This window comes from Brevundimonas sp. MF30-B, from assembly GCF_004683885.1.
GTDB lineage: Bacteria > Pseudomonadota > Alphaproteobacteria > Caulobacterales > Caulobacteraceae > Brevundimonas.
On the sequence record NZ_CP038440.1, the window covers coordinates 2,510,578 to 2,530,142 of the forward strand.

The window sequence follows — 19,565 nt, forward strand, 5'->3', positions numbered from 1 at the left end:
CACCGCCAGCGCGCGCCGGCAGGATCAATGCGCGACGATCCGAACGATCCAGAACCAGCAGGACAGCCCCCTCCTTAGATCCTGCTCACAGGAGCGCAGCTTGTCGCGCAAAGAAAAAGGGCGGCGCCTTTCGACCCCGCCCTCTTCTTGGGTTCGAAAGATCCGGATCAGCCTTCCGACTGCTCCAGCTCCAGAGCCAGATCGGCGGGCAGCGGCTCGACCGCGTCCTCACGGGCCTGGGTCAGTTCGGCGTCGCGCTCGTTGGCGATCTTCTGCATCGCGCGCAGGTAGGCGCCGGTGCCGGCCGGGATGAGACGGCCGACGATGACGTTTTCCTTCAAGCCTTCCAGCGTGTCCTTCTTGCCGTTGACCGAGGCGTCGGTGAGGACGCGGGTGGTCTCCTGGAAGGACGCCGCCGAGATGAAGCTGCGGGTCTGCAACGAGGCCTTGGTGATGCCGAGCAGGACGGGCTGGGTGATGGCCGGACGGCCGCCACGCTTCTCGACCTTCTCGTTCTCGGCCACGGCCTCGGCCACCTCGACCGTGTCGCCACGGATCAGGGTGGTCTCGCCCGAGTCGATGATCTCGACCTTCTGCAGCATCTGGCGAACGATCACCTCGATGTGCTTGTCGTTGATCGGCACGCCCTGCAGTCGGTAGACCTCCTGCACTTCGTTCACCAGGTATTCGGCCAACGCCTCGACGCCCTGGATGCGCAGCAGATCGTGCGGATCAGGGTTGCCGTCGATGATGTAGTCGCCCTTCTGGATCAGATCGCCGTCGTGGACGGAGATGTGCTTGCCCTTGGGGATCAGGAACTCGACCGGCTCGGCCTGGTTGCCGTCCGCGTCCGGCTCTGGCGTGATCTTGATGCGGCGCTTGTTCTTGTAGTCGCGGCCGAATTCGACGCGGCCGTCCATCTCGGCGATAACCGCGCAGTCCTTCGGACGACGAGCTTCGAACAGTTCGGCCACCCGCGGCAGACCCCCGGTGATGTCGCGCGTCTTGGCGCCCTCGGTCGGAACACGGGCGATGATCTCGCCCGGCTTGACCTCGTCGCCGTTGTTCACCGACAGAACCGCCCCCACCGGGAGCAGGTAACGAGCGTCGGAGCCCGAAGCCAGCTTGGCGTAGGCGTCGCCCACGGTGATGCCCATGGCCGGACGCAGGTCCGAACCGCGAGGGCTGGCGCGCCAATCGGAGACGACCCGTTGCGCGATGCCGGTGGCCTCATCGGTTTCTTCCTTGACCGACAGGCCCTCGACCAGATCCTCGAAGCGGATCAAGCCGCCGACTTCGGTCAGGATCGGGGTGGTGTAGGGGTCCCACTCCGCCAGACGTTGGCCCTTCTTGACCTCGGCGCCCTCGGCCACGCGGATGCGCGCACCATAGGGAGCCTTGTGGGTCTCGCGGTCCTTGCCGTCGACGACCACAGTCACGACGACGTTGCGGCTCATGGCCACCAGATCACCATGCGCCGCTTTGACGGTCGGGCCGACGATCTTGATCACACCGGCGTTGGTCGCCTCGAAGAAGGAGGTTTCCGCCACCTGAGCGGTGCCGCCGATGTGGAAGGTCCGCATCGTCAGCTGGGTGCCCGGCTCGCCGATCGACTGAGCCGCGATGACCCCCACCGCCTCGCCGATGTTCACCTGGGTGCCACGTGCAAGGTCGCGGCCGTAGCACATGGCGCAGATGCCGGCTTCCGCCTCGCAGGTCAGAGCCGAGCGGACCTTGACCGACTGGACGCCGGCCGAGTCCAGAACCTCGATCTCTTCTTCCTGAAGATAGGTGTCTGCCGGGAACAGGACGGTGTCGCCGCCCGGCTCCTTGATGTCCTCGGCAGCGTAACGGCCCAGGACGCGCTGGCCCAGCGAGACCAGGACGTCGCCGCCCTCGACCACCGCGCGCAGGGTGATGCCGCGCGTCGAGCGGCAATCTTCCTCGGTGACGATGGAGTCCTGCGCCACGTCCACCAGACGGCGGGTCAGATAGCCCGAGTTGGCGGTCTTCAGCGCGGTGTCGGCCAGCCCCTTGCGGGCGCCGTGGGTCGAGTTGAAGTACTCAAGGACGGTCAGGCCCTCCTTGAAGTTCGACACGATCGGCGTCTCGATGATCTCGCCCGACGGCTTGGCCATCAGTCCGCGCATGCCGCCCAGCTGTTTCATCTGCGCCTGGGAACCGCGGGCGCCGGAGTTGGCCATCATGAACACCGAGTTGACGTCAGGCCGTTGGCCTTCGATCAGCTGTCGGGGTTGCGCGATCTCGGCCATCATGGCGTCGGCGATCCGGTCCGTGGCCTTGGCCCAGGCGTCGACGACCTTGTTGTACTTCTCGCCCTTGGTGATCAGACCGTCAGCATACTGCTGCTCATACTCCTCGACCTGGGTGCGGGTCTCGGCGACGAACTCGACCTTCTTGGCTGGAATGACGATGTCGTCCTTGCCGAAGGAGATGCCCGCCTTGGCCGCTTCGCGGAAGCCCAGCCCCATCATCTGGTCGGCGAAGATCACCGTCGCCTTCTGACCGCAGTGGCGATAGACCACGTCGATCAGATTGCCGATTTCCTTCTTGGTCAGGTTCTTCTCGAGCAGGCGATAGCCGACGTTCGGGTTCTTGGGCAGGATGGCGCCCAGCTTCATCCGGCCTGGCGTCGTGTCGATCACCTTGGTGACCAGCTCGCCCGACGAATCCATCTCGGTCCAGCGGGCCTTGATGCGGGTGTGCAGGCTGACCACGCCGGCATCCAGCGCCGCGTCGATCTCGCCGATATTGGCGAACAGCTTGCCCTCGCCCGGCTCGCCGTCCTTGACCAGCGACAGGTAGTAGAGGCCGAGCACGATGTCCTGCGACGGCACGATGATCGGCTTGCCGTTGGCGGGCGACAGGATGTTGTTGGTCGACATCATCAGCACGCGCGCTTCCAGCTGGGCCTCAAGGCTCAGCGGGACGTGCACGGCCATCTGGTCGCCGTCGAAGTCGGCGTTGAAGGCGGCGCAGACCAGCGGGTGCAGCTGGATGGCCTTGCCCTCGATCAGCTTGGGCTCGAACGCCTGGATGCCCAGACGGTGAAGCGTCGGCGCCCGGTTCAGCATGACCGGGTGTTCGCGGATGACCTCTTCCAGGATGTCCCAGACCTGAGGCTGCTCGCGCTCGACCATGCGCTTGGATTGTTTGACGGTGCCCGACAGGCCCTTGGCGTCCAGGCGCGCGTAGATGAACGGCTTGAACAGCTCCAGCGCCATCTTCTTGGGCAGGCCGCACTCGTGCAGCTTCAGCTCGGGTCCGACCACGATGACCGAACGACCCGAATAGTCGACACGCTTGCCCAGCAGGTTCTGACGGAAGCGGCCCTGCTTGCCCTTCAGCATGTCAGCCAGCGACTTGAGCGGACGCTTGTTGGCGCCGGTGATGACCCGGCCGCGACGGCCGTTGTCGAACAGGGCGTCGACCGATTCCTGCAGCATCCGCTTTTCGTTGCGGATGATGATGTCAGGGGCGCGCAGCTCCATCAGCCGCTTCAGGCGGTTGTTGCGGTTGATGACGCGGCGATACAGGTCGTTCAGGTCCGAGGTGGCGAAGCGGCCGCCGTCCAGCGGCACCAGCGGGCGCAGTTCCGGCGGAATCACCGGCACGACCGTCAGGATCATCCACTCGGGCTTGTTGCCGCTTTCGAGGAAGGCCTCGATCAGCTTCAGGCGCTTGGAGGCCTTCTTGGCCTTCATTTCCGAGGGGCTGTCGGCCAGTTCGGCGCGGTGCTTCTCGGCCTCGGCGTTCAGGTCGATGCCCATCAGCAGATTGCGCACGGCCTCGGCGCCGATCTCGGCGGTGAAGCCGTCATCGCCGAACTCTTCCTGATAGCGATAGAATTCGTCTTCCGTCAGCAGCTGGTTCTGCTTCAGCGGGGTCAGGCCCGGCTCGGTGACGATGTAGTTTTCGAAATAGAGCACGCGCTCCACGTCCTTCAGCGCCATGTCCAGCATCAGCGAGATGCGCGACGGCAGCGACTTCAGGAACCAGATGTGGGCGACCGGAGCAGCCAGCTCGATGTGGCCCATCCGCTCGCGGCGAACGCGGGCCAGGGTGACCTCGACGCCGCACTTCTCGCAGATGATGCCCTTGTATTTCATACGCTTGTACTTGCCGCACAGGCATTCGTAGTCCTTGGTCGGGCCAAAGATACGGGCGCAGAACAGGCCGTCACGCTCGGGCTTGAACGTGCGGTAGTTGATGGTTTCCGGCTTCTTGATCTCACCGAACGACCACGACCGGATCTTCTCGGGCGCAGCCAGAGCGATGCGGATCTGGTCGAAGGTCGGAGCGACCGGGACCGGGTTGAAGATGTTCAGGACTTCCTGGTTCATCTTGGTTCCTTCTGCGGCAGACGCCGCGCAAATCATTCAGAGGGGCGAACAGGCGGACCGCCCTCCCCGCCTTCGCGGAGAGGGCCTTGATCCAACTCAGCTGTTCTCCAGCTCCACGTTCAGGCCCAGCGAGCGCATTTCCTTGACGAGCACGTTGAAGCTCTCGGGAATGCCCGCCTCGAAGCTGTCGTCGCCGCGGACGATCGCTTCGTAGACCTTGGTGCGGCCCGCCACGTCGTCGGACTTCACCGTCAGCATCTCCTGCAGGGTGTAGGCCGCGCCGTAGGCTTCGAGCGCCCACACCTCCATCTCACCGAAGCGCTGTCCGCCGAACTGCGCCTTGCCGCCCAGCGGCTGCTGGGTGACCAGCGAGTAGGGGCCGATGGAGCGAGCGTGGATCTTATCGTCCACCAGGTGGTGCAGCTTCAGCATGTAGATGTAGCCGACGGTGACCGGACGCTTGAACTGCTCGCCGGTCTGGCCGTCGAACAGGATCGACTGACCCGAACGGTCGAGTCCGGCCGAGGCCAGCAGGTCCTCGATGTCCGAGATGTGCGCGCCGTCGAACACCGGGGTGGCGAACGGAACGCCCTTGGACAGGTTTCGGGCCAGTTCGACCAGGTCGTCCTCATCGTCGGGCAGCGGGGTGTCCGCGCCGTAGATTTCGGTCAGCCGCTCGACCAAGGCCTGCTTCTGCCCACCGTGCTGCCAGGCTTCCATCAGGTTCTGGATCTGCTTGCCCAGACCAGCCGAAGCCCAACCCAGGTGGGTTTCGAAGATCTGACCGATGTTCATGCGCGACGGCACGCCCAGCGGATTCAGGACCACGTCGACCGAGGTGCCGTCCTCGAGGTGAGGCATGTCCTCGATCGGCAGGATCTTGGAGATCACGCCCTTGTTGCCGTGACGGCCGGCCATTTTGTCGCCCGGCTGAAGCTTGCGCTTCACGGCCACGAAGACCTTGACCATCTTCATCACGCCCGGAGGCAGTTCGTCGCCGCGTTGCAGCTTCTCGACCTTGTCCTCGAAGCGACGGTCGAGCGCCTTGCGGGCGTCCTCGAACTGCTTCTTCATGGCTTCGAGCTCGCCCATGGCCTTTTCATCGTCGAGCGCGATCTGCCACCACAGGCCGCGCGACAGCTCGCCCAGCTTCTCTTCGGTGACTTCGCCGCGGCCCAGACCCTTCGGACCCGAGACGGCGGTCTTGCCCAGAACCAGCGGCTTCAGACGGCTGTAGACATTGCGCTCGAGAATCTTGAGCTCGTCGTCGCGGTCCTTGCCCAGACGCTCGATCTCCGACCGCTCGATGGCGACGGCGCGCTCGTCCTTGTCGACGCCGTGACGGTTGAACACGCGCACGTCGACGATGGTGCCGGCGACGCCGGGCGGCAGGCGCAGCGAGGTGTCGCGCACGTCCGAAGCCTTTTCGCCGAAGATGGCGCGCAGCAGCTTCTCTTCCGGCGTCATCGGGCTTTCGCCCTTGGGCGTGACCTTGCCGCACAGGATGTCGCCCGGCTGAACTTCGGCGCCGATCGCCACGATCCCCGCCTCGTCGAGGTTGCGCAGGGCTTCCTCGCCGACGTTGGGAATGTCGCGGGTGATCTCTTCCGGCCCCAGCTTGGTGTCGCGGGCCATGACTTCGAACTCCTCGATGTGGATCGAGGTGAAGACGTCGTCGCGCACGATGCGCTCGGAGATCAGGATCGAGTCTTCGAAGTTGTAGCCGTTCCAGGGCATGAAGGCGACGAGGGCGTTGCGGCCCAGGGCCAGTTCGCCCAGGTCGGTCGACGGGCCGTCGGCGATGACGTCGCCGGCCTTCACCTGATCGCCCACGCGCACGATCGGGCGCTGGTTGATGCAGGTCGACTGGTTGGAGCGCTGGAACTTGGACAGGCGGTAGATGTCGACGCCCGAGCGGCCGGCGTCCAGGTCGCCGGTGGCGCGAACGACGATGCGGGTGCCGTCGATCTGCTCGACCACGCCTTCACGACGGGCCACCACCACGGCGCCGGAGTCGACGGCCACGACCGCCTCCATGCCGGTGCCGACCAGCGGCGCGTCGGCTTGCACCAGCGGCACGGCCTGACGCTGCATGTTGGCGCCCATCAGCGCGCGGTTGGCGTCATCGTTCTCCAGGAACGGGATCAGGGCGGCGGCGACCGAAACGACCTGTTTCGGCGACACGTCCATCATGTCCACGGCGTCCTTGTTCAGGAGCTGGGACTCGCCGTTGATCCGGCCGGGAACCAGGTCCTCGACGATCTGGCCGGCGTTCAGTTCGATGTTGGCTTGGGCGATCGTGTACTTCGCCTCCTCCATGGCCGAGATGTAGACCACCTCGTCCTGGGCCTGACCGTCCTTCACGCGACGGTAGGGGCTCTCGATGAAGCCGTACTTGTTCACGCGCGCGTGGGTGGCCAGCGAGTTGATCAGACCGATGTTCGGGCCTTCCGGCGTTTCGATCGGGCAGATGCGGCCGTAGTGCGTCGGGTGCACGTCGCGCACTTCGAAGCCTGCGCGCTCGCGCGTCAGACCGCCCGGGCCAAGCGCCGAGAGGCGACGCTTGTGGGTGATTTCCGACAGCGGGTTTGTCTGGTCCATGAACTGCGACAACTGCGACGAACCGAAGAACTCGCGCACGGCCGCGGCGGCCGGCTTGGCGTTGATCAGGTCGTGGGGCATGACCGTGTCGATATCGACCGAGCTCATGCGCTCCTTGATGGCGCGCTCCATGCGCAGCAGGCCGACGCGATACTGGTTCTCCAGCAGTTCGCCCACCGAGCGGACGCGGCGGTTGCCCAGGTTGTCGATGTCGTCGATCTCGCCGCGGCCGTCCTTCAGGCCGACCAGGATCTGAAGAACCTTGAGCACATCCTCCTTGCGCAGGACGCGGATCTCGTCGGAGACCTCCGGGGTCTCCAGACGCATGTTCATCTTGACCCGGCCGACGGCCGACAGGTCGTAGCGCTCGCTGTCGAAGAACAGCGAGTTGAACATGGCTTCGGCGGCTTCCGGGGTCGGCGGCTCGCCCGGACGCATGACGCGGTAGATGTCGAACAGCGCGTCCTCGCGGTTCGTCGCCTTGTCGATGCGCAGGGTGTTGCGCATGTAGGCGCCGACCGTGACGTGGTCGATGTCCAGCACGTCGATAGTGGTGAAACCGTTCTCTTCCAGCAGCTCGATCGTGGCCTGGTCCAGCTCATCGCCGGCCTCGGCGAAGATTTCGCCGGTCTGCATGTTGACCGCGTCTGCGGCCAGATACTTGGTCAGCAGGGCGTCGGCCGCGAGCGACAGCGACTTCAGGCCGCCGTCGGCCAGCTTCTTGGCCTGACGGGCGCTGATCTTGGTCCCGGCCGGAGCGACGACTTCGCCGGTGTCGGCGTCCACCAGATCGAACTCGGGCTTAACCCCGCGCCAGCGCTCGGGCTTGTAGGGCGTGACCCAGCCGTCGCCGCGCTTCTCGTAGGGGACGGTCTCATAGAAGGTCTTGAGGATTTCCTCGCCGTCCATGCCCAGGGCCGACAGGAAGGCGGTGGCCGGCAGCTTCCGGCGGCGGTCGATGCGGACGTAGACGATGTCCTTGGCGTCGAATTCGAAGTCCAGCCACGAGCCGCGGTACGGGATCACGCGGGCGGCGAACAGCAGCTTGCCCGAGGCGTGGGTCTTGCCCTTGTCGTGGTCGAAGAAGACGCCCGGCGAGCGGTGCATCTGCGAGACGATCACGCGCTCGGTGCCGTTGACGATGAAGGTGCCCTTGTCCGTCATGAGCGGGATGTCGCCCATGTAGACGTCCTGCTCCTTGATGTCCTTGACCGAACGGGCGCCCGTTTCTTCCTCGGTCTCGAACACGATCAGACGCAGCTTGACCTTCAGCGGCGCGGCATAGGTCATGTCGCGCTGGATGCACTCTTCGACGTCGTACTTGGGCTCCTCGAACTCGTAGGAGACGTACTCCAGGACGGCGCGCTCGTTGAAGTCCTTGATCGGGAACACCGACTTGAAGACGGCCTCGATGCCCTCGTCCGTGCGCAGGCCCGGACGGCCGTCGCGCTGCAGGAACTGCTCGTAGGACGCGCGCTGAACCTCGATCAGGTTCGGCATCTGCACCGCCTCGGGGATGCGGCCGAACGAATAGCGGATGCGCTTCTTGCCGGTGAACGAGGTGGCGGAGGCGATCTTACCCAGGGCGAGACCGTCGTTGGACTTGGCCATTCTGTTTTCCCAATCGGCGGCGCGGGCCGCCTTCAAATGCAGCAGCCACGGGCCTGCCGACCGGCAAGTCCGTGACCATCGGTTTCGGCGTCCACCCTCGATCCGATCCGGATCAGGACGCCTGAAATCATTGAAGCTCCTGGGAAAGGAGCCAGCGCCTTCGCTCGGTCGGAGGGCGACAAACCGAGCCTCGGCGCTTGCGCGCGAATTCCATGGAATCTGCGGGAGGCGCATATATACGCCGATCTCCGGCGAAATAAAGGCCCCGCCGCAGCGATTGTCGCGGCTCAAATCGAGCGTGACAGTGGCCGGCGGCATGATAAGCGTGACGGCATGATCCGTCGTTTCGCTCCCCTCGCCCTTATCCTCCCACTGGTCGCCTGCGGCCACACCCCGGTGACCTATTCGGAGACGGTGATCGCCGCCGAGCGGGCCGCAGCCGCAGTCGCCACGCCCGGCACCCAGGAGGGCTGGGAGGCCGGCAACCGCGCCTATCTGGAGTGGAACGGCGCGCGCCGCGGCTGGACCACCACCGAAAGCGGGCTGCAATATCGCCGCGTGGGCCGCGCCCAGCCCAACGCCCCCCAGCCCGCCGAAACCGACACCGTCCGCGTCCACTATCGCGGCAGCTTCATCGACGGGCGCGAGTTCGACAGCTCCTATTCGCGCAATGAGCCGACCAGCTTCCCGCTGAACCGCGTGATCAAGGGCTGGACCGAGGGCGTGGCCCTAATGCGCGAAGGCGAGACCTTCGAGTTCGTCATCCCGGCCGACCTCGCCTACGGCCAGCGCTGGGTCGGCGGAGACCTGATCCCCCCCGGCTCGACCCTGCGCTTCACCGTCGAGCTGCTGGATGTGAATCCCGAGCCTTGACGACGCTGCGGCGGGTTGACGCAGGGCGTCAGGCGCTGTGATCTGCGGCCGCCGCGCCGACGCGGCGCGTTCTGCGGAAAGCCCCAGTCGATGAAGCGTCTCGCCCTGGCCGCCTGCGCCGCCGCCCTTCTGCTGCCGCTCGGCGCGCCCGTCCTCGCCCAGGTCGCCGCGCCGGCCCTGCCGGTCGGCCTGGCCCCGATCCCCGCGCCACGCGACGCGCCCTACCCCGGCGTCATCGGCATCGACGTGGACGCGACCGACGTCGGCCGCCGCATCGTCTCGGTGCGCCAGACCATTCCCGTCGCCGGCCCTGGCCCGCTGGTTCTGCTGTACCCGCAGTGGATCCCCGGCAATCACGGCCCCGTCGGGCCGGTCGATGACATCGGCGGCCTGACCTTCACGGCCAGCGGCCAGCGGCTGGAGTGGGTGCGCAACACCCTGCAGCCCTGGGCCTTCCAGATCACCGTCCCCGCCGGCGTCAGCCAGGTCGACGTCGCCTTCCAGTGGCTGACGCCGCTCGACCCCGCTCAGGGCCGGGTCGTGGTCACGCCGGACATGTTGAACATCCAATGGGAGAAGGCGCTGCTGTATCCGGCGGGCTATTACAGCCGCCAGATCACCTTCAAGCCGACCCTGCGCCTGCCCGAGGGCTGGAACTACGGCACAGCGCTGGACACCGAAGGCTTCCAGGGCGGGGTGGCCACCTTCGCGCCCATCACGCTCGAGCATTTCGCCGACAGCCCGCTGTTCGCAGGCCGTCACTATCGCCAAGTGGACCTGGATCCGAACGGCCGGTCGCCGGTGCGGCTGAACATCGTCGCCGACGAGGCCGCGATGCTGGAGATCGACGACGCGCATCTGGCCCAGCACCGCGAACTGGTGCGCCAGGCCGACCGCCTGTTCGGCGCTCGGCACTTCAACCACTATGACTTCCTGCTGGCCGTGTCGGATCGTCTGGGCGGGATAGGCCTGGAGCATCAACGCTCGTCCGAGAACAGCGTCGACACCAAATACTTCACCGACCGAGAGGCCACTCTGGTGGACCGCGACCTGTTGGGCCACGAATACGTCCACAGCTGGAATGGCAAGTGGCGCCGGCCGGCCGACCAGCTGACGCCGACGCTGAACGATCCGCTGCAGAACTCTCTGCTGTGGGTCTATGAGGGCCAGACCCAGTATTGGGGCCTGGTGCTGACGGCGCGGGCCGGCCTGATGTCCAAGCAGCAGGCGCTGGACGTGCTGGCCATGACGGCGGCGACCTATCTGAACCCGCCGGGTCGCCAATGGCGCGCCATGCAGGACACCACCAACGATCCGATCATCGCCCAGCGCCGACCCCAGCCCTGGCCCAGCCAGCAGCGCAGCGAGGACTACTATCGCGAAGGCTCGCTGATTTGGCTGGACGCCGACACCCTGATCCGCGAGCGGTCGGGCGGGCGGCGCTCGCTGGATGACTTCGCCAAGGGCTTCTTCGGCGTCGAGGACGGGAACTGGGACCCCGCGCCCTACACGTTCGATGACGTGACCGGCGTGCTCAACACGGTCGAGCGCAACGACTGGGCCGCCTTCTTGAGGACCCGCCTGGACGCGGTCGGCCCACAATCGCAAGGTCCGCTGGCCGGCATCGAACGCGGCGGCTACCGCCTGGTCTTCGCCGAGACGCCCTCGGACTACATGAAGACGCTGTACGGCGAGCTGGGACGGCACGACTTCATCTATTCGCTGGGCCTGATGACGAACGCCCAGAACCGCATCACCTCGGTCGTCTGGGGCGGGCCGGCCTTCGAGCAGGGCCTGACGCCGGGCTGGGAGATCGTCGCCATCGGCGGCCGCGCCGCCACCCCGGCTGGCCTGGCCGCCGCCATCACGGCCGCCAAGAGCGCGACCCAGCCGATCGAGCTGATCATGAAGAACGGCAGCGAGTTCCGCACCGTGCGCTTCGACTACCACGAAGGCCTGCGCTACCCGCGGCTGGAGCGCATACCCGGCACGCCGGACCGGCTGGGCGACATCCTCGCGCCGCGCCGGCGCTAGACGCAGATCAGGGGAAACGCGGGCTTGGCGTTTCCCCGCCAGCCGCTAGGGTTGGGCAAATCCTGCTTTCAGACCCTCGAGGCCTCATGACGTCTGCCCTGCGCGCCGCTCCGCTCGCCCTGCTCATGCTGACCGCGGCTCCGACCGCCTTCGCCCAGGACTGGAGCGGCCCCCAGGCGCCGACCGCGCCCACGGCCCAGAACACGCCGTTGGCCCTGCCCCGCGCCCTGCCGCCGATCCCCGAGCCGACAGCCGAGACCTATCCCGGCGTGATCCGCTACGAGGTCGACGCCACTGATGTCGAGCGCAAGATCGTGCGCGTGCGCCAGACCATCCCCGTCGCCGCCGGGCCGCTGGTTCTGCTGTATCCGAAGTTCCTGCCCGGCAATCACGCCGCCACCGGCCCGATCCAGCTGCTGTCGGGCGTGACCGCGACGGGCGGAGGCCAGCGCATCGAATGGCTGCGCGACACCATCGACCCCTACGCCTTTCACTTCGACATTCCGCAGGGCGTGTCCGAAATCCAGGTCGAGTTCCAGTGGCTGACCCAGCCCGACAACTCGACCTGGCGCGTGGTCATGACGCCCGAGATGCTGAACCTGCAGTGGGAGAAGGCGCTGCTCTATCCCGCCGGCTATCGTTCGACCGGCATCACCTTCCAGCCCTCGATCCGGCTGCCCGAAGGCTGGAGCTATGGCGTGGCGATGGACACCGTCAGCTTCGAGAACGGGCTGGCGACCTTTGCGCCCACCGACCTCTACACCCTGATCGACAGCCCGCTGTTCGGCGGCGCCCATTACCGGCGCGTCGATATCGACCCGCGCGGCTCGGACATCCACATGCACATCGTGGCCGACGAAGCCCGCCACATCACGCCAACGGCCGAGCAGTTGGGCTGGTTCGAGAACATGGTCACCCAGGCCGACCGCCTGTTCGGCGCCCGTCCCTTCGACCGCTACGAATTTCTGGTGGGCCTGACCTCGCGAATGGGCGGGATCGGCCTTGAGCACCATCGCTCGTCCGAGAACACGGTGCCGACCGACTTCTTCTCCAACTGGGGCCGCAGCCTAAGCGCTGTCGGCCTGCTGCCGCACGAGTTTGTCCACGCCTGGAACGGCAAGCGCAGCCGCCCGGTCGACGAACTGACCGCCAACCACAACATCCCAACCCAGAACACCCTGATGTGGGTCTATGAGGGTCAAACCGAGTACTGGGGCGACGTCCTGACGGCGCGCGCCGGCCTGGCGTCGAAAGACGACATCCTGACCAGCTTCGCCGAAGTCGCGGCCTTCTATGACAACCAGCCCGGCCGCGAATGGCGCGCGTTGCAGGACACCAACAACCACAATCTGCTCGGCTATCGCACCAGCAATCCGTACGCCTCGTGGATGCGCGGGACGGGCGACTACTACCGCGAGGCCCTGCTGATCTGGCTGGACGCCGACACCCTGATCCGTGAGCAGACCGGCGGGCGGCGCTCGCTGGACGACTTCGCCAAGGGCTTCTTCGGCGGCGACGACGGCTCCTGGGCGCCGCGCGGCTATACGTTCGAGGATGTGGCGACGGCCCTGAACGCGGTCCATCCGCACGACTGGGCGGCCTTCCTGCGCCAGCGGCTGGACGCCGTCGGCCCCGACGCCCGCGCGCCTCTGGATGGTCTGGAGCGCGGCGGCTACCGGCTGACCTACACCGACGATCTCACGGCCGCTGAGAAGCGGATCCAGTCCGGCTGGGCCAACGACTTCCAGTATTCGCTGGGCTTCACCCTGTCGGGCGCGTCGAACCGGCTGTCGGGCATCCGCTGGGGCGGGCGCGCCTTCGAGGCGGACATCGGGCCGGGCTGGGACCTGGTCGCCGTCAACGACCGCGCCGCCTCCGCCCAGGTGTTGCGCGAAGCGGTCACCGCCGCCAAGGGGACCGACCGGCCGATCAGCCTGCTGATCAAAAACGGCGACCGCTACCGCACCGTGGTCTTCGATTATCACGAGGGCCTGCGCTATCCGCGCCTGGAGCGCATCCCCGGCACGCCGGACCGCCTGGGAGACATCCTGGCGCCGCGCCGGCGCTAGGTGAGGTCAAGCATGGCCCGCCTGCTCTCGTTCCTCATCGCCGCCCTGACCCTGGCGTGGGGGCCGACCGCCTTGGCCGCCTGCGGCCCCGGTCAGCCAGGCAGCACCTTCCGTTTTCCGGTCGCGGACACGGGACGGTCGCTGGTCGTGCATCTGCCGCGCGGGCTGGACGCCGCCCGCCCCTCGCCCTTGATGTTCGTCCTGCACGGCAGCGGCGGCACGGGCGAGGCGATCCTTCGGGACTCTCGCCTCGCGGACACGGCGGACCGGCACGGCTTCATCGTCGTGGCGCCCGACGCCGGCATACCGGTCGAGCGGGGCTTCGTGTGGAACATCCCCGGCGTGCCGACCATAACCGGCGAGGTTCCCGGCCCCACCGACGCCGACGACGTCGCCTATCTGACCACGGCCATCGACGCCTTGGCGGCCCAGGGCTGCGTCGATCCCGCTCGTGTCTATGTGACCGGCCTTTCGGGCGGCGGACGCATGGCGTCCTGGCTGGGCTGCGTCGCCGCGGACCGCTTCGCCGCCATCGCCCCGGTCGTGGGGCTGCGCGCCGGCAATCCGGATGAGCAAGACCCGGCTCGACCTGACCCGGCGACCTGCACGCCGTCGCGGCCCATGCCGGTGATGGCCTTCGCCGGCGACGCCGACACCGTCAATCCCATCCAGGGCGGCGGCGCGGGGTACTGGAGCTACACCATGCACGCGGCCGAACAGCGCTGGGCCCAGATCAACGGCTGCGCGACCGTGCGCCCGACCCGGTGGATCGCGCCCAAGGTCTATGAGGAAGGCTACGCCGCCTGCCGCGAGGACGCCGATGTCGTCGCCCACGTCACCCGCGACGGCGGCCACAGCTGGGTCGCCGACAACGAGGCCATGTGGGCGTTCTTTTCAAGACGCTCGCGCTGACCGTTTCAGCAAGGCCAGCAGCGCGTCGGCGGCTTCGCGTGACGAGGCGGGGTTCTGGCCGGTGACCAGGGTCCCGTCGGTCACGACAAAGGACGACCAGTCCTCGCCGCGCACATACTTTCCGCCATTTTGGACAAGCATGTCCTCGACCAGGAAGGGGACCACGTCGGTCAGGCCGACCGCCTCTTCCTCGCTGTTGGTGAAGCCCGTCACCTTGCGGCCCTTGACCAGCGGCGCACCATCGGCCGCCTTGACGGACTTCAGCACACCCGGCGCATGGCAGACGAAGCCGGTGGGCTTGCCCGCCTTGGCGAAACCTTCGATCAGGGCGACCGACTGGGGGTCTTCGGCGAGGTCCCACAGCGGGCCATGACCGCCGGGATAGAAGACGGCGTCAAACTCGCCGGCGTCGATCTCGGACAGCTTGACCGTATTGGCCAGGGCCGCCTGTGCATCGGCGTCGGCCTTGAAGCGATGGGTGTCTTCGGTCTGCGCGTCGTCCGCGTCGCTCTTGGGATCCAGGGGCGGCTGGCCGCCCTTGGGCGAGGCCAGCACGATCTCGGCGCCGGCGTCTTTCAGCGCATAGTAGGGCGCGGCGAACTCCTCCAGCCAGAAGCCGGTCTTCTTGCCAGTGTCGCCCAGCCCATCGTGGGATGTCAGGACCATCAGAATCTTCATCGGGCTCGCTCCATATGTCGAAGACGACACATGGGGCTTGCACGCCTGCGCCGCGAGGGCCGAACAAAGAAAGGGCCCGGCGGTTTCCCGCCGGGCCCTTCCCGATTTCAGCGTCAGCCGAAGGCCAGGTTACTTGATCTGGACCTTGGCGCCGGCGTCTTCGAGCTTCTTCTTCAGCTCTTCGGCGGCCTGCTTGGAGACGTTCTCGACAACGTTCTGCGGAGCGCCTTCGACCAGGTCCTTGGCTTCCTTCAGGCCCAGGTCCGAACGGACGCCGCGGACTTCCTTGATGACGTTGATCTTCTTGTCGCCGCCGTCAACCAGGACGACGGTGAACTCGGTTTGCTCTTCAGCGGCTTCAGCCGGAGCGCCCGCGCCACCGGCCGGCATGGCCATGGCGACCGGAGCAGCGGCGCTGACGCCCCACTTTTCTTCCAGCAGTTTCGACAGTTCGGCAGCTTCCAGAACGGTCAGGGCGGACAGGTCTTCGACGATCTTGGCGAGGTCGGCCATTGTCAGTTTTCCTTCGGAGGATGAGGTTTAGAGAGGAATGCGGAGATGAAAGGTGCGGCTTACGCCGCGTCCTTGGTGGCGTAGGCGTTGAACACCCGGGCCAGCTGACCGGCAGGTGCTTGCAGCACGCCGGCGATCTTGGTCGCGGGCGCGTTGAGCAGGCCGATAAGCGAGCTGCGGACTTCGTCCAGCGTGGGCAGTTTCGAGAGAACCTCGACGCCCTTCTGGTCGACGACGGTCGCGCCCATGAAGCCGCCAACGATCTTGAAGCGATCATTACCCTTGGCGAATTCGGTGACGACCTTGGCGGCGGTGCCGGGGTTTTCGGCGTAGGCGATGCCCACCGGGCCCTTGAACAGGGGGTGGTATTCGCTGCCGTCCTCGGCCTCGAGCGCCTTCAGCGCCAGGCGGTTCTTGACCACCTTGAACGCGCCGCCTTCTTTACGAAGACGACCACGCAGGTCTTCCATTTCCGCAACGGTCAGACCCAGGTTGTGGGTCACGACCACGCTGCCGGCATCGGCGAAGACGCCCTTGAGCGACTCGATCGATTCGGCCTTCTGTGCGCGATCCATTGCGGTCTCCAGTCTTGGCGTACGCCGCCGGGCTTATTCCCGACGACGGATTGGCCAAAGCGCGTCGCATCGCTGCGAAACGTTTGGGCCGGTCGTATTGTCCGAAGGAAGCGACTGACGGGCGTCCATCCCGGGAGGCCGGGCCGACATCGGTCAGTTTGCGTCCCCATCTCCCCACGGCGTCAGAGGGCTCTCTGACAGTTACGGTCTGGGCGGCCCCCAGACCCCGAAGTTCTCGGACAGGACCGTCGTCGGCGAACCGACGACGGGAAGCCGCGCTCTATACACGGCTTTCGGCGGAAATCAACGGCGTGCAGGATCTTCGGGAACGACCAGCCCGCCTGGCCTTATTCATCGCCGCGAACTGCCGGCTTGGCGCTATCCCAGCTCGCCGGGGGCTTCGGCCTCGTCGTCCTTCAGCACATCCTGGCGATACAGCATGGTGACCAGCACATAGAGGGTCAGCGCCAGCGGCGCCGAGAACAACACGCCCAGCGGCCCGAACAGGCTTCCGAAGGCCACGACCGCGAAGACGGTGATGATCACCGGCAGATTGGCCACGCTCTTCTGCGCCAGGGGCATGATCAGCACGCTCTCGACCTGCTGGACGACGATGTAGAGCACCAGCGTCAATGCCGCCTGCTCCCAGCCGACCGTGGCCGCCATCAGCAGCGCCGGAATAGTCGCCGCGATCGGTCCGACGATGGGCACGAAGTCCAGCAAACCGGTCAGAACGCCCAGAGCGACCGGTGACGGCACGCCGATCAACGCCAGCCCGATTCCCGACAGCAGCCCCACCAGAGTCATGGCGATCAGCTGCGCCCGCAGCCAGCCCTTCAGCGCGCGCCCCGTGGTGTTCAGCACCTCGCGGATGCGCGGACGACGATCCATCGGGAACAGGCCGATCAGACCCTCGCGCGCCTTGTCCGGCGAAAGGGCCAGATAGATGCCCGCTACGAAAACGAGCAACAGGCCGGTCAAGGCGGCGGCGACCCCCATCGCGAAGGTTTGAGCCCAGCTTATGGCGCGCTCGGCGTAGCCGCTCAGCTGGTCCATGCTCCCCATCAGCTGCTGGCCCCAGGGCTGGGCCTCGATGGCGGCTTCGACGCGGCTCCAGCCCAGCGGCAGGCGCTGGGCCAGGTCGGCGACCTGGGCCGAAATCTGAGATCCGAACAGGTAGAACAGAGCGGCCAACCCGCCGATGATCAGCACGACGGACAAGATCACCGCCACAACCGCGGGCAGGCGGGTCAGCTTGATGATCGGGTCCGCGACGGATCGGATGAGCACGGCCACGACCACCGCGGCGAACATCATCACCCACAGTTGCGACAGGGCGATCGCCAGCTGGAAGGCGAAGTAAACGCCGACCAGAGCCACGGCCGCGAACACGATCTTCGCCGGCGACCAGCCTGGCGAGGCGATGTCGCCCCGTCGTCCGAACAAATTCATCAAGTGACTCCGGCCCTTCGAGCGGCTGCAACGCGCCAGCCGGCCCGCGGTTCAACCTGGATCTAACGACGCAGCCAGGCGTCGAAGGCCTCGATGAAACGAGCCTGGCGACGCTGGGTCGCCGGATCAGCGAAGCCCTCTGCAGTGAAGGCGCCCTCGCCCAGGTGAAGGTAGGCTTCAGGCTGAGGCATCGTCTCGACGCCCAGGGCGACGACGATCTGGCGAAGATGCATCTGCGACATGTCGGCCCCGCGCGTGCCGGGCGAGCCCCCGCAGACCGCCGCGCGTTTGCCCTGCCAGGAGTTGCGGCCGGCGGGCCGCGACGCCCAGTCGATGGCGTTCTTCATCAAGGCGGTGACCGACCGGTTGTGTTCGGGGCTGACGAACAGCACGCCGTCGGCCGCCTCGATCCGCGCCTTGAAGTCCCACAGGGCGTCGGGCGGGCTGACCTCCAGGTCGCCGTCGTACAGCGGCAACGCGCGCATGGGCAGCAGGTCAAACTCGATGCGGCCGCGCGCCAGTCCCGCCAGCGCCCCGGCCAGTGACTGGTTGATCGAGCCCGCGCGCGTGCTGCCGATCAGCACGGCGACCTTCAGAACATCCGCCATCACCACTCCCTCAAAGCAAAACGGCCCCGGAGATCGCTCTCCGGGGCCGTCTTCTATCATTGGCCTACCGCGCTTGCGCGCTACTTGAGGCCGCAGGCCGCTTCGGATCGGGAAGGCGGAGCCTTCTGACCGCGGCCAGGTGTCAAGCGCCCAGCGAAGCCGGGTCGATCTTGAAGCCCGGGCCCATGGTGGACGACAGGCTGATCTTCTTGACGTAGGTGCCCTTGGCGCCCGACGGCTTGGCCTTGTTCAGGGCGTCGACGATCGCCTTGACGTTGGCTTCCAGCGCGTCCTGCGTGAACGAGGCCTTGCCGATGCCGGCGTGCACGATGCCCGCCTTCTCGACACGGAACTCGACGGCGCCGCCCTTGGCGTCCTTGACCGCCTGGGCCACGTTCGGGGTCACGGTGCCGACCTTGGGGTTCGGCATCAGGCCGCGCGGGCCCAGCACCTTACCCAGACGGCCGACCAGGGCCATCATGTCCGGCGACGCGATGACGCGGTCGAAGTCCATGAAGCCGCCGTTGATCTTCTCGTAAAGATCTTCGGCGCCGACGTGTTCCGCACCGGCGGCGCGGGCTTCATCGGCCTTGGCGTCCTTGGCGAAGACGGCGACGCGAACGTCGCGGCCCGTGCCCGACGGCAGGTTGACCACGCCGCGAACCTGCTGGTCGGCGTGACGCGGATCGACACCCAGGTTGACGGCGATCTCGATCGACTCGTCGAACTTGGCCTTGGCGTTGTCCTTGACGGCCTTGATGGCGTCGGCGAACGGCAGGGCCGTGTCGCGATCGCCGGTCCAGGCTTGAATGCGCTTGGCTTGCTTGGCCATGTGCTTAGCCCTCCACCACGTTCAGGCCCATCGCGCGGGCCGAGCCTTCGATGATCTTCGTCGCCGCGTCGAGGTCGTTGGCGTTGAGATCCTTCATCTTCTTCTCGGCGATCTCACGCAGCTGGCTGCGCTTGATCTTGCCGGCGGTCTCGCGACCCGTCAGCTTGGCGCCCGACTTCAGGCCGGTGGCCTGTTTCAGGAACCAGGTCGCCGGCGGCGTCTTGGTGACGAAGGTGAAGCTCTTGTCTTGATAGACGGTGATGACGGTCGGCAGGGGGGTGCCCTTGCCTTCCTTCTCGGTCCGCGCGTTGAACTCCTTGCAGAAGCCCATGATGTTGACGCCGCGCTGACCCAGGGCCGGACCGATCGGCGGCGACGGGGTCGCGGAGCCGGCGGGGACCTGCAGCTTGATGTAGCCGAGAATCTTCTTGGCCATTGGTCTC

General features: G+C 66.6%; 13 protein-coding genes. 4 read left to right on the top strand and 9 right to left on the bottom strand.

The features are described from left to right. Positions 1 to 167: 167 nt before the first annotated feature. Both rpoC and rpoB read right to left on the bottom strand, forming a co-directional pair. Positions 168 to 4,364, bottom strand: a complete 4,197-nt coding sequence (gene rpoC, locus E4M01_RS12710) for a DNA-directed RNA polymerase subunit beta' (RefSeq protein ID WP_135064265.1) — start codon at positions 4,362 to 4,364, stop codon at positions 168 to 170. Between the two features lie 96 nt (positions 4,365 to 4,460). After that, positions 4,461 to 8,576 (bottom strand): DNA-directed RNA polymerase subunit beta, encoded by a 4,116-nt coding sequence (gene rpoB, locus E4M01_RS12715; RefSeq protein ID WP_135064268.1) that lies wholly within the window; start codon positions 8,574 to 8,576, stop codon positions 4,461 to 4,463. Positions 8,577 to 8,909: 333 nt separating this feature from the next. Here rpoB and E4M01_RS12720 point away from each other — a divergent pair, with 333 nt between their 5' ends. The 4 genes from E4M01_RS12720 (at position 8,910) to E4M01_RS12735 (ending at position 14,464) form a co-directional block, all read left to right on the top strand. Further along, entirely contained in the window at positions 8,910 to 9,449 is a 540-nt protein-coding gene (locus E4M01_RS12720; protein ID WP_135064271.1) for an FKBP-type peptidyl-prolyl cis-trans isomerase, read from the top strand. 90 nt (positions 9,450 to 9,539) lie between these two features. Then, positions 9,540 to 11,483, top strand: coding sequence for a M61 family metallopeptidase (locus E4M01_RS12725; RefSeq protein ID WP_135064274.1), 1,944 nt, complete (start codon positions 9,540 to 9,542; stop codon positions 11,481 to 11,483). Positions 11,484 to 11,569: 86 nt separating this feature from the next. Further along, positions 11,570 to 13,552 carry a M61 family metallopeptidase gene (locus E4M01_RS12730; RefSeq protein ID WP_135280330.1) on the top strand — a complete coding sequence of 661 codons (1,983 nt, stop codon included), beginning with the start codon at positions 11,570 to 11,572 and terminating at the stop codon, positions 13,550 to 13,552. A 12-nt stretch (positions 13,553 to 13,564) separates the two neighbouring features. After that, the gene (locus E4M01_RS12735; protein WP_135064364.1) at positions 13,565 to 14,464 is read left to right on the top strand and encodes a PHB depolymerase family esterase; all 900 of its coding nucleotides are present in this window, start codon (positions 13,565 to 13,567) and stop codon (positions 14,462 to 14,464) included. Here E4M01_RS12735 and E4M01_RS12740 read toward each other — a convergent pair. From E4M01_RS12740 to rplK, 7 genes are all read right to left on the bottom strand, one after another. Then, positions 14,447 to 15,130, bottom strand: a complete 684-nt coding sequence (locus E4M01_RS12740) for a type 1 glutamine amidotransferase domain-containing protein (RefSeq protein WP_245158270.1) — start codon at positions 15,128 to 15,130, stop codon at positions 14,447 to 14,449. The genes E4M01_RS12735 and E4M01_RS12740 overlap by 18 nt on opposite strands. A 141-nt stretch (positions 15,131 to 15,271) precedes the next feature. Continuing rightward, complete coding sequence (rplL, locus tag E4M01_RS12745; protein WP_135064370.1) at positions 15,272 to 15,655, bottom strand: 50S ribosomal protein L7/L12; 384 nt, start codon at positions 15,653 to 15,655, stop codon at positions 15,272 to 15,274. A 59-nt stretch (positions 15,656 to 15,714) separates the two neighbouring features. Continuing rightward, entirely contained in the window at positions 15,715 to 16,230 is a 516-nt protein-coding gene (gene rplJ / locus E4M01_RS12750) for a 50S ribosomal protein L10 (RefSeq protein WP_135064373.1), read from the bottom strand. Positions 16,231 to 16,608: 378 nt separating this feature from the next. Beyond that, positions 16,609 to 17,682 (bottom strand): AI-2E family transporter, encoded by a 1,074-nt coding sequence (locus E4M01_RS12755; RefSeq protein ID WP_135064375.1) that lies wholly within the window; start codon positions 17,680 to 17,682, stop codon positions 16,609 to 16,611. 62 nt (positions 17,683 to 17,744) lie between these two features. After that, complete coding sequence (locus tag E4M01_RS12760; RefSeq protein ID WP_167765402.1) at positions 17,745 to 18,290, bottom strand: NADPH-dependent FMN reductase; 546 nt, start codon at positions 18,288 to 18,290, stop codon at positions 17,745 to 17,747. Positions 18,291 to 18,432: 142 nt separating this feature from the next. Then, on the bottom strand, positions 18,433 to 19,122 hold the full coding sequence (gene rplA, locus E4M01_RS12765) for a 50S ribosomal protein L1 (protein ID WP_135064381.1): 690 nt from the start codon (positions 19,120 to 19,122) through the stop codon (positions 18,433 to 18,435). A gap of 4 nt (positions 19,123 to 19,126) precedes the next feature. Further along, on the bottom strand, positions 19,127 to 19,558 hold the full coding sequence (gene rplK, locus E4M01_RS12770) for a 50S ribosomal protein L11 (RefSeq protein ID WP_135064384.1): 432 nt from the start codon (positions 19,556 to 19,558) through the stop codon (positions 19,127 to 19,129). Between the last annotated feature and the right edge of the window lie 7 nt (positions 19,559 to 19,565).

Coding starts and splice junctions, on each gene's coding strand:
- rpoC (WP_135064265.1), bottom strand. CDS start 4,364: ATGAACCAGGAAGTCCTGAACATCTTCAACCCGGTCCCGGTCGCTCCG.
- rpoB (WP_135064268.1), bottom strand. CDS start 8,576: ATGGCCAAGTCCAACGACGGTCTCGCCCTGGGTAAGATCGCCTCCGCC.
- E4M01_RS12720 (WP_135064271.1), top strand. CDS start 8,910: ATGATCCGTCGTTTCGCTCCCCTCGCCCTTATCCTCCCACTGGTCGCC.
- E4M01_RS12725 (WP_135064274.1), top strand. CDS start 9,540: ATGAAGCGTCTCGCCCTGGCCGCCTGCGCCGCCGCCCTTCTGCTGCCG.
- E4M01_RS12730 (WP_135280330.1), top strand. CDS start 11,570: ATGACGTCTGCCCTGCGCGCCGCTCCGCTCGCCCTGCTCATGCTGACC.
- E4M01_RS12735 (WP_135064364.1), top strand. CDS start 13,565: ATGGCCCGCCTGCTCTCGTTCCTCATCGCCGCCCTGACCCTGGCGTGG.
- E4M01_RS12740 (WP_245158270.1), bottom strand. CDS start 15,130: ATGGTCCTGACATCCCACGATGGGCTGGGCGACACTGGCAAGAAGACC.
- rplL (WP_135064370.1), bottom strand. CDS start 15,655: ATGGCCGACCTCGCCAAGATCGTCGAAGACCTGTCCGCCCTGACCGTT.
- rplJ (WP_135064373.1), bottom strand. CDS start 16,230: ATGGATCGCGCACAGAAGGCCGAATCGATCGAGTCGCTCAAGGGCGTC.
- E4M01_RS12755 (WP_135064375.1), bottom strand. CDS start 17,682: ATGAATTTGTTCGGACGACGGGGCGACATCGCCTCGCCAGGCTGGTCG.
- E4M01_RS12760 (WP_167765402.1), bottom strand. CDS start 18,290: ATGGCGGATGTTCTGAAGGTCGCCGTGCTGATCGGCAGCACGCGCGCG.
- rplA (WP_135064381.1), bottom strand. CDS start 19,122: ATGGCCAAGCAAGCCAAGCGCATTCAAGCCTGGACCGGCGATCGCGAC.
- rplK (WP_135064384.1), bottom strand. CDS start 19,558: ATGGCCAAGAAGATTCTCGGCTACATCAAGCTGCAGGTCCCCGCCGGC.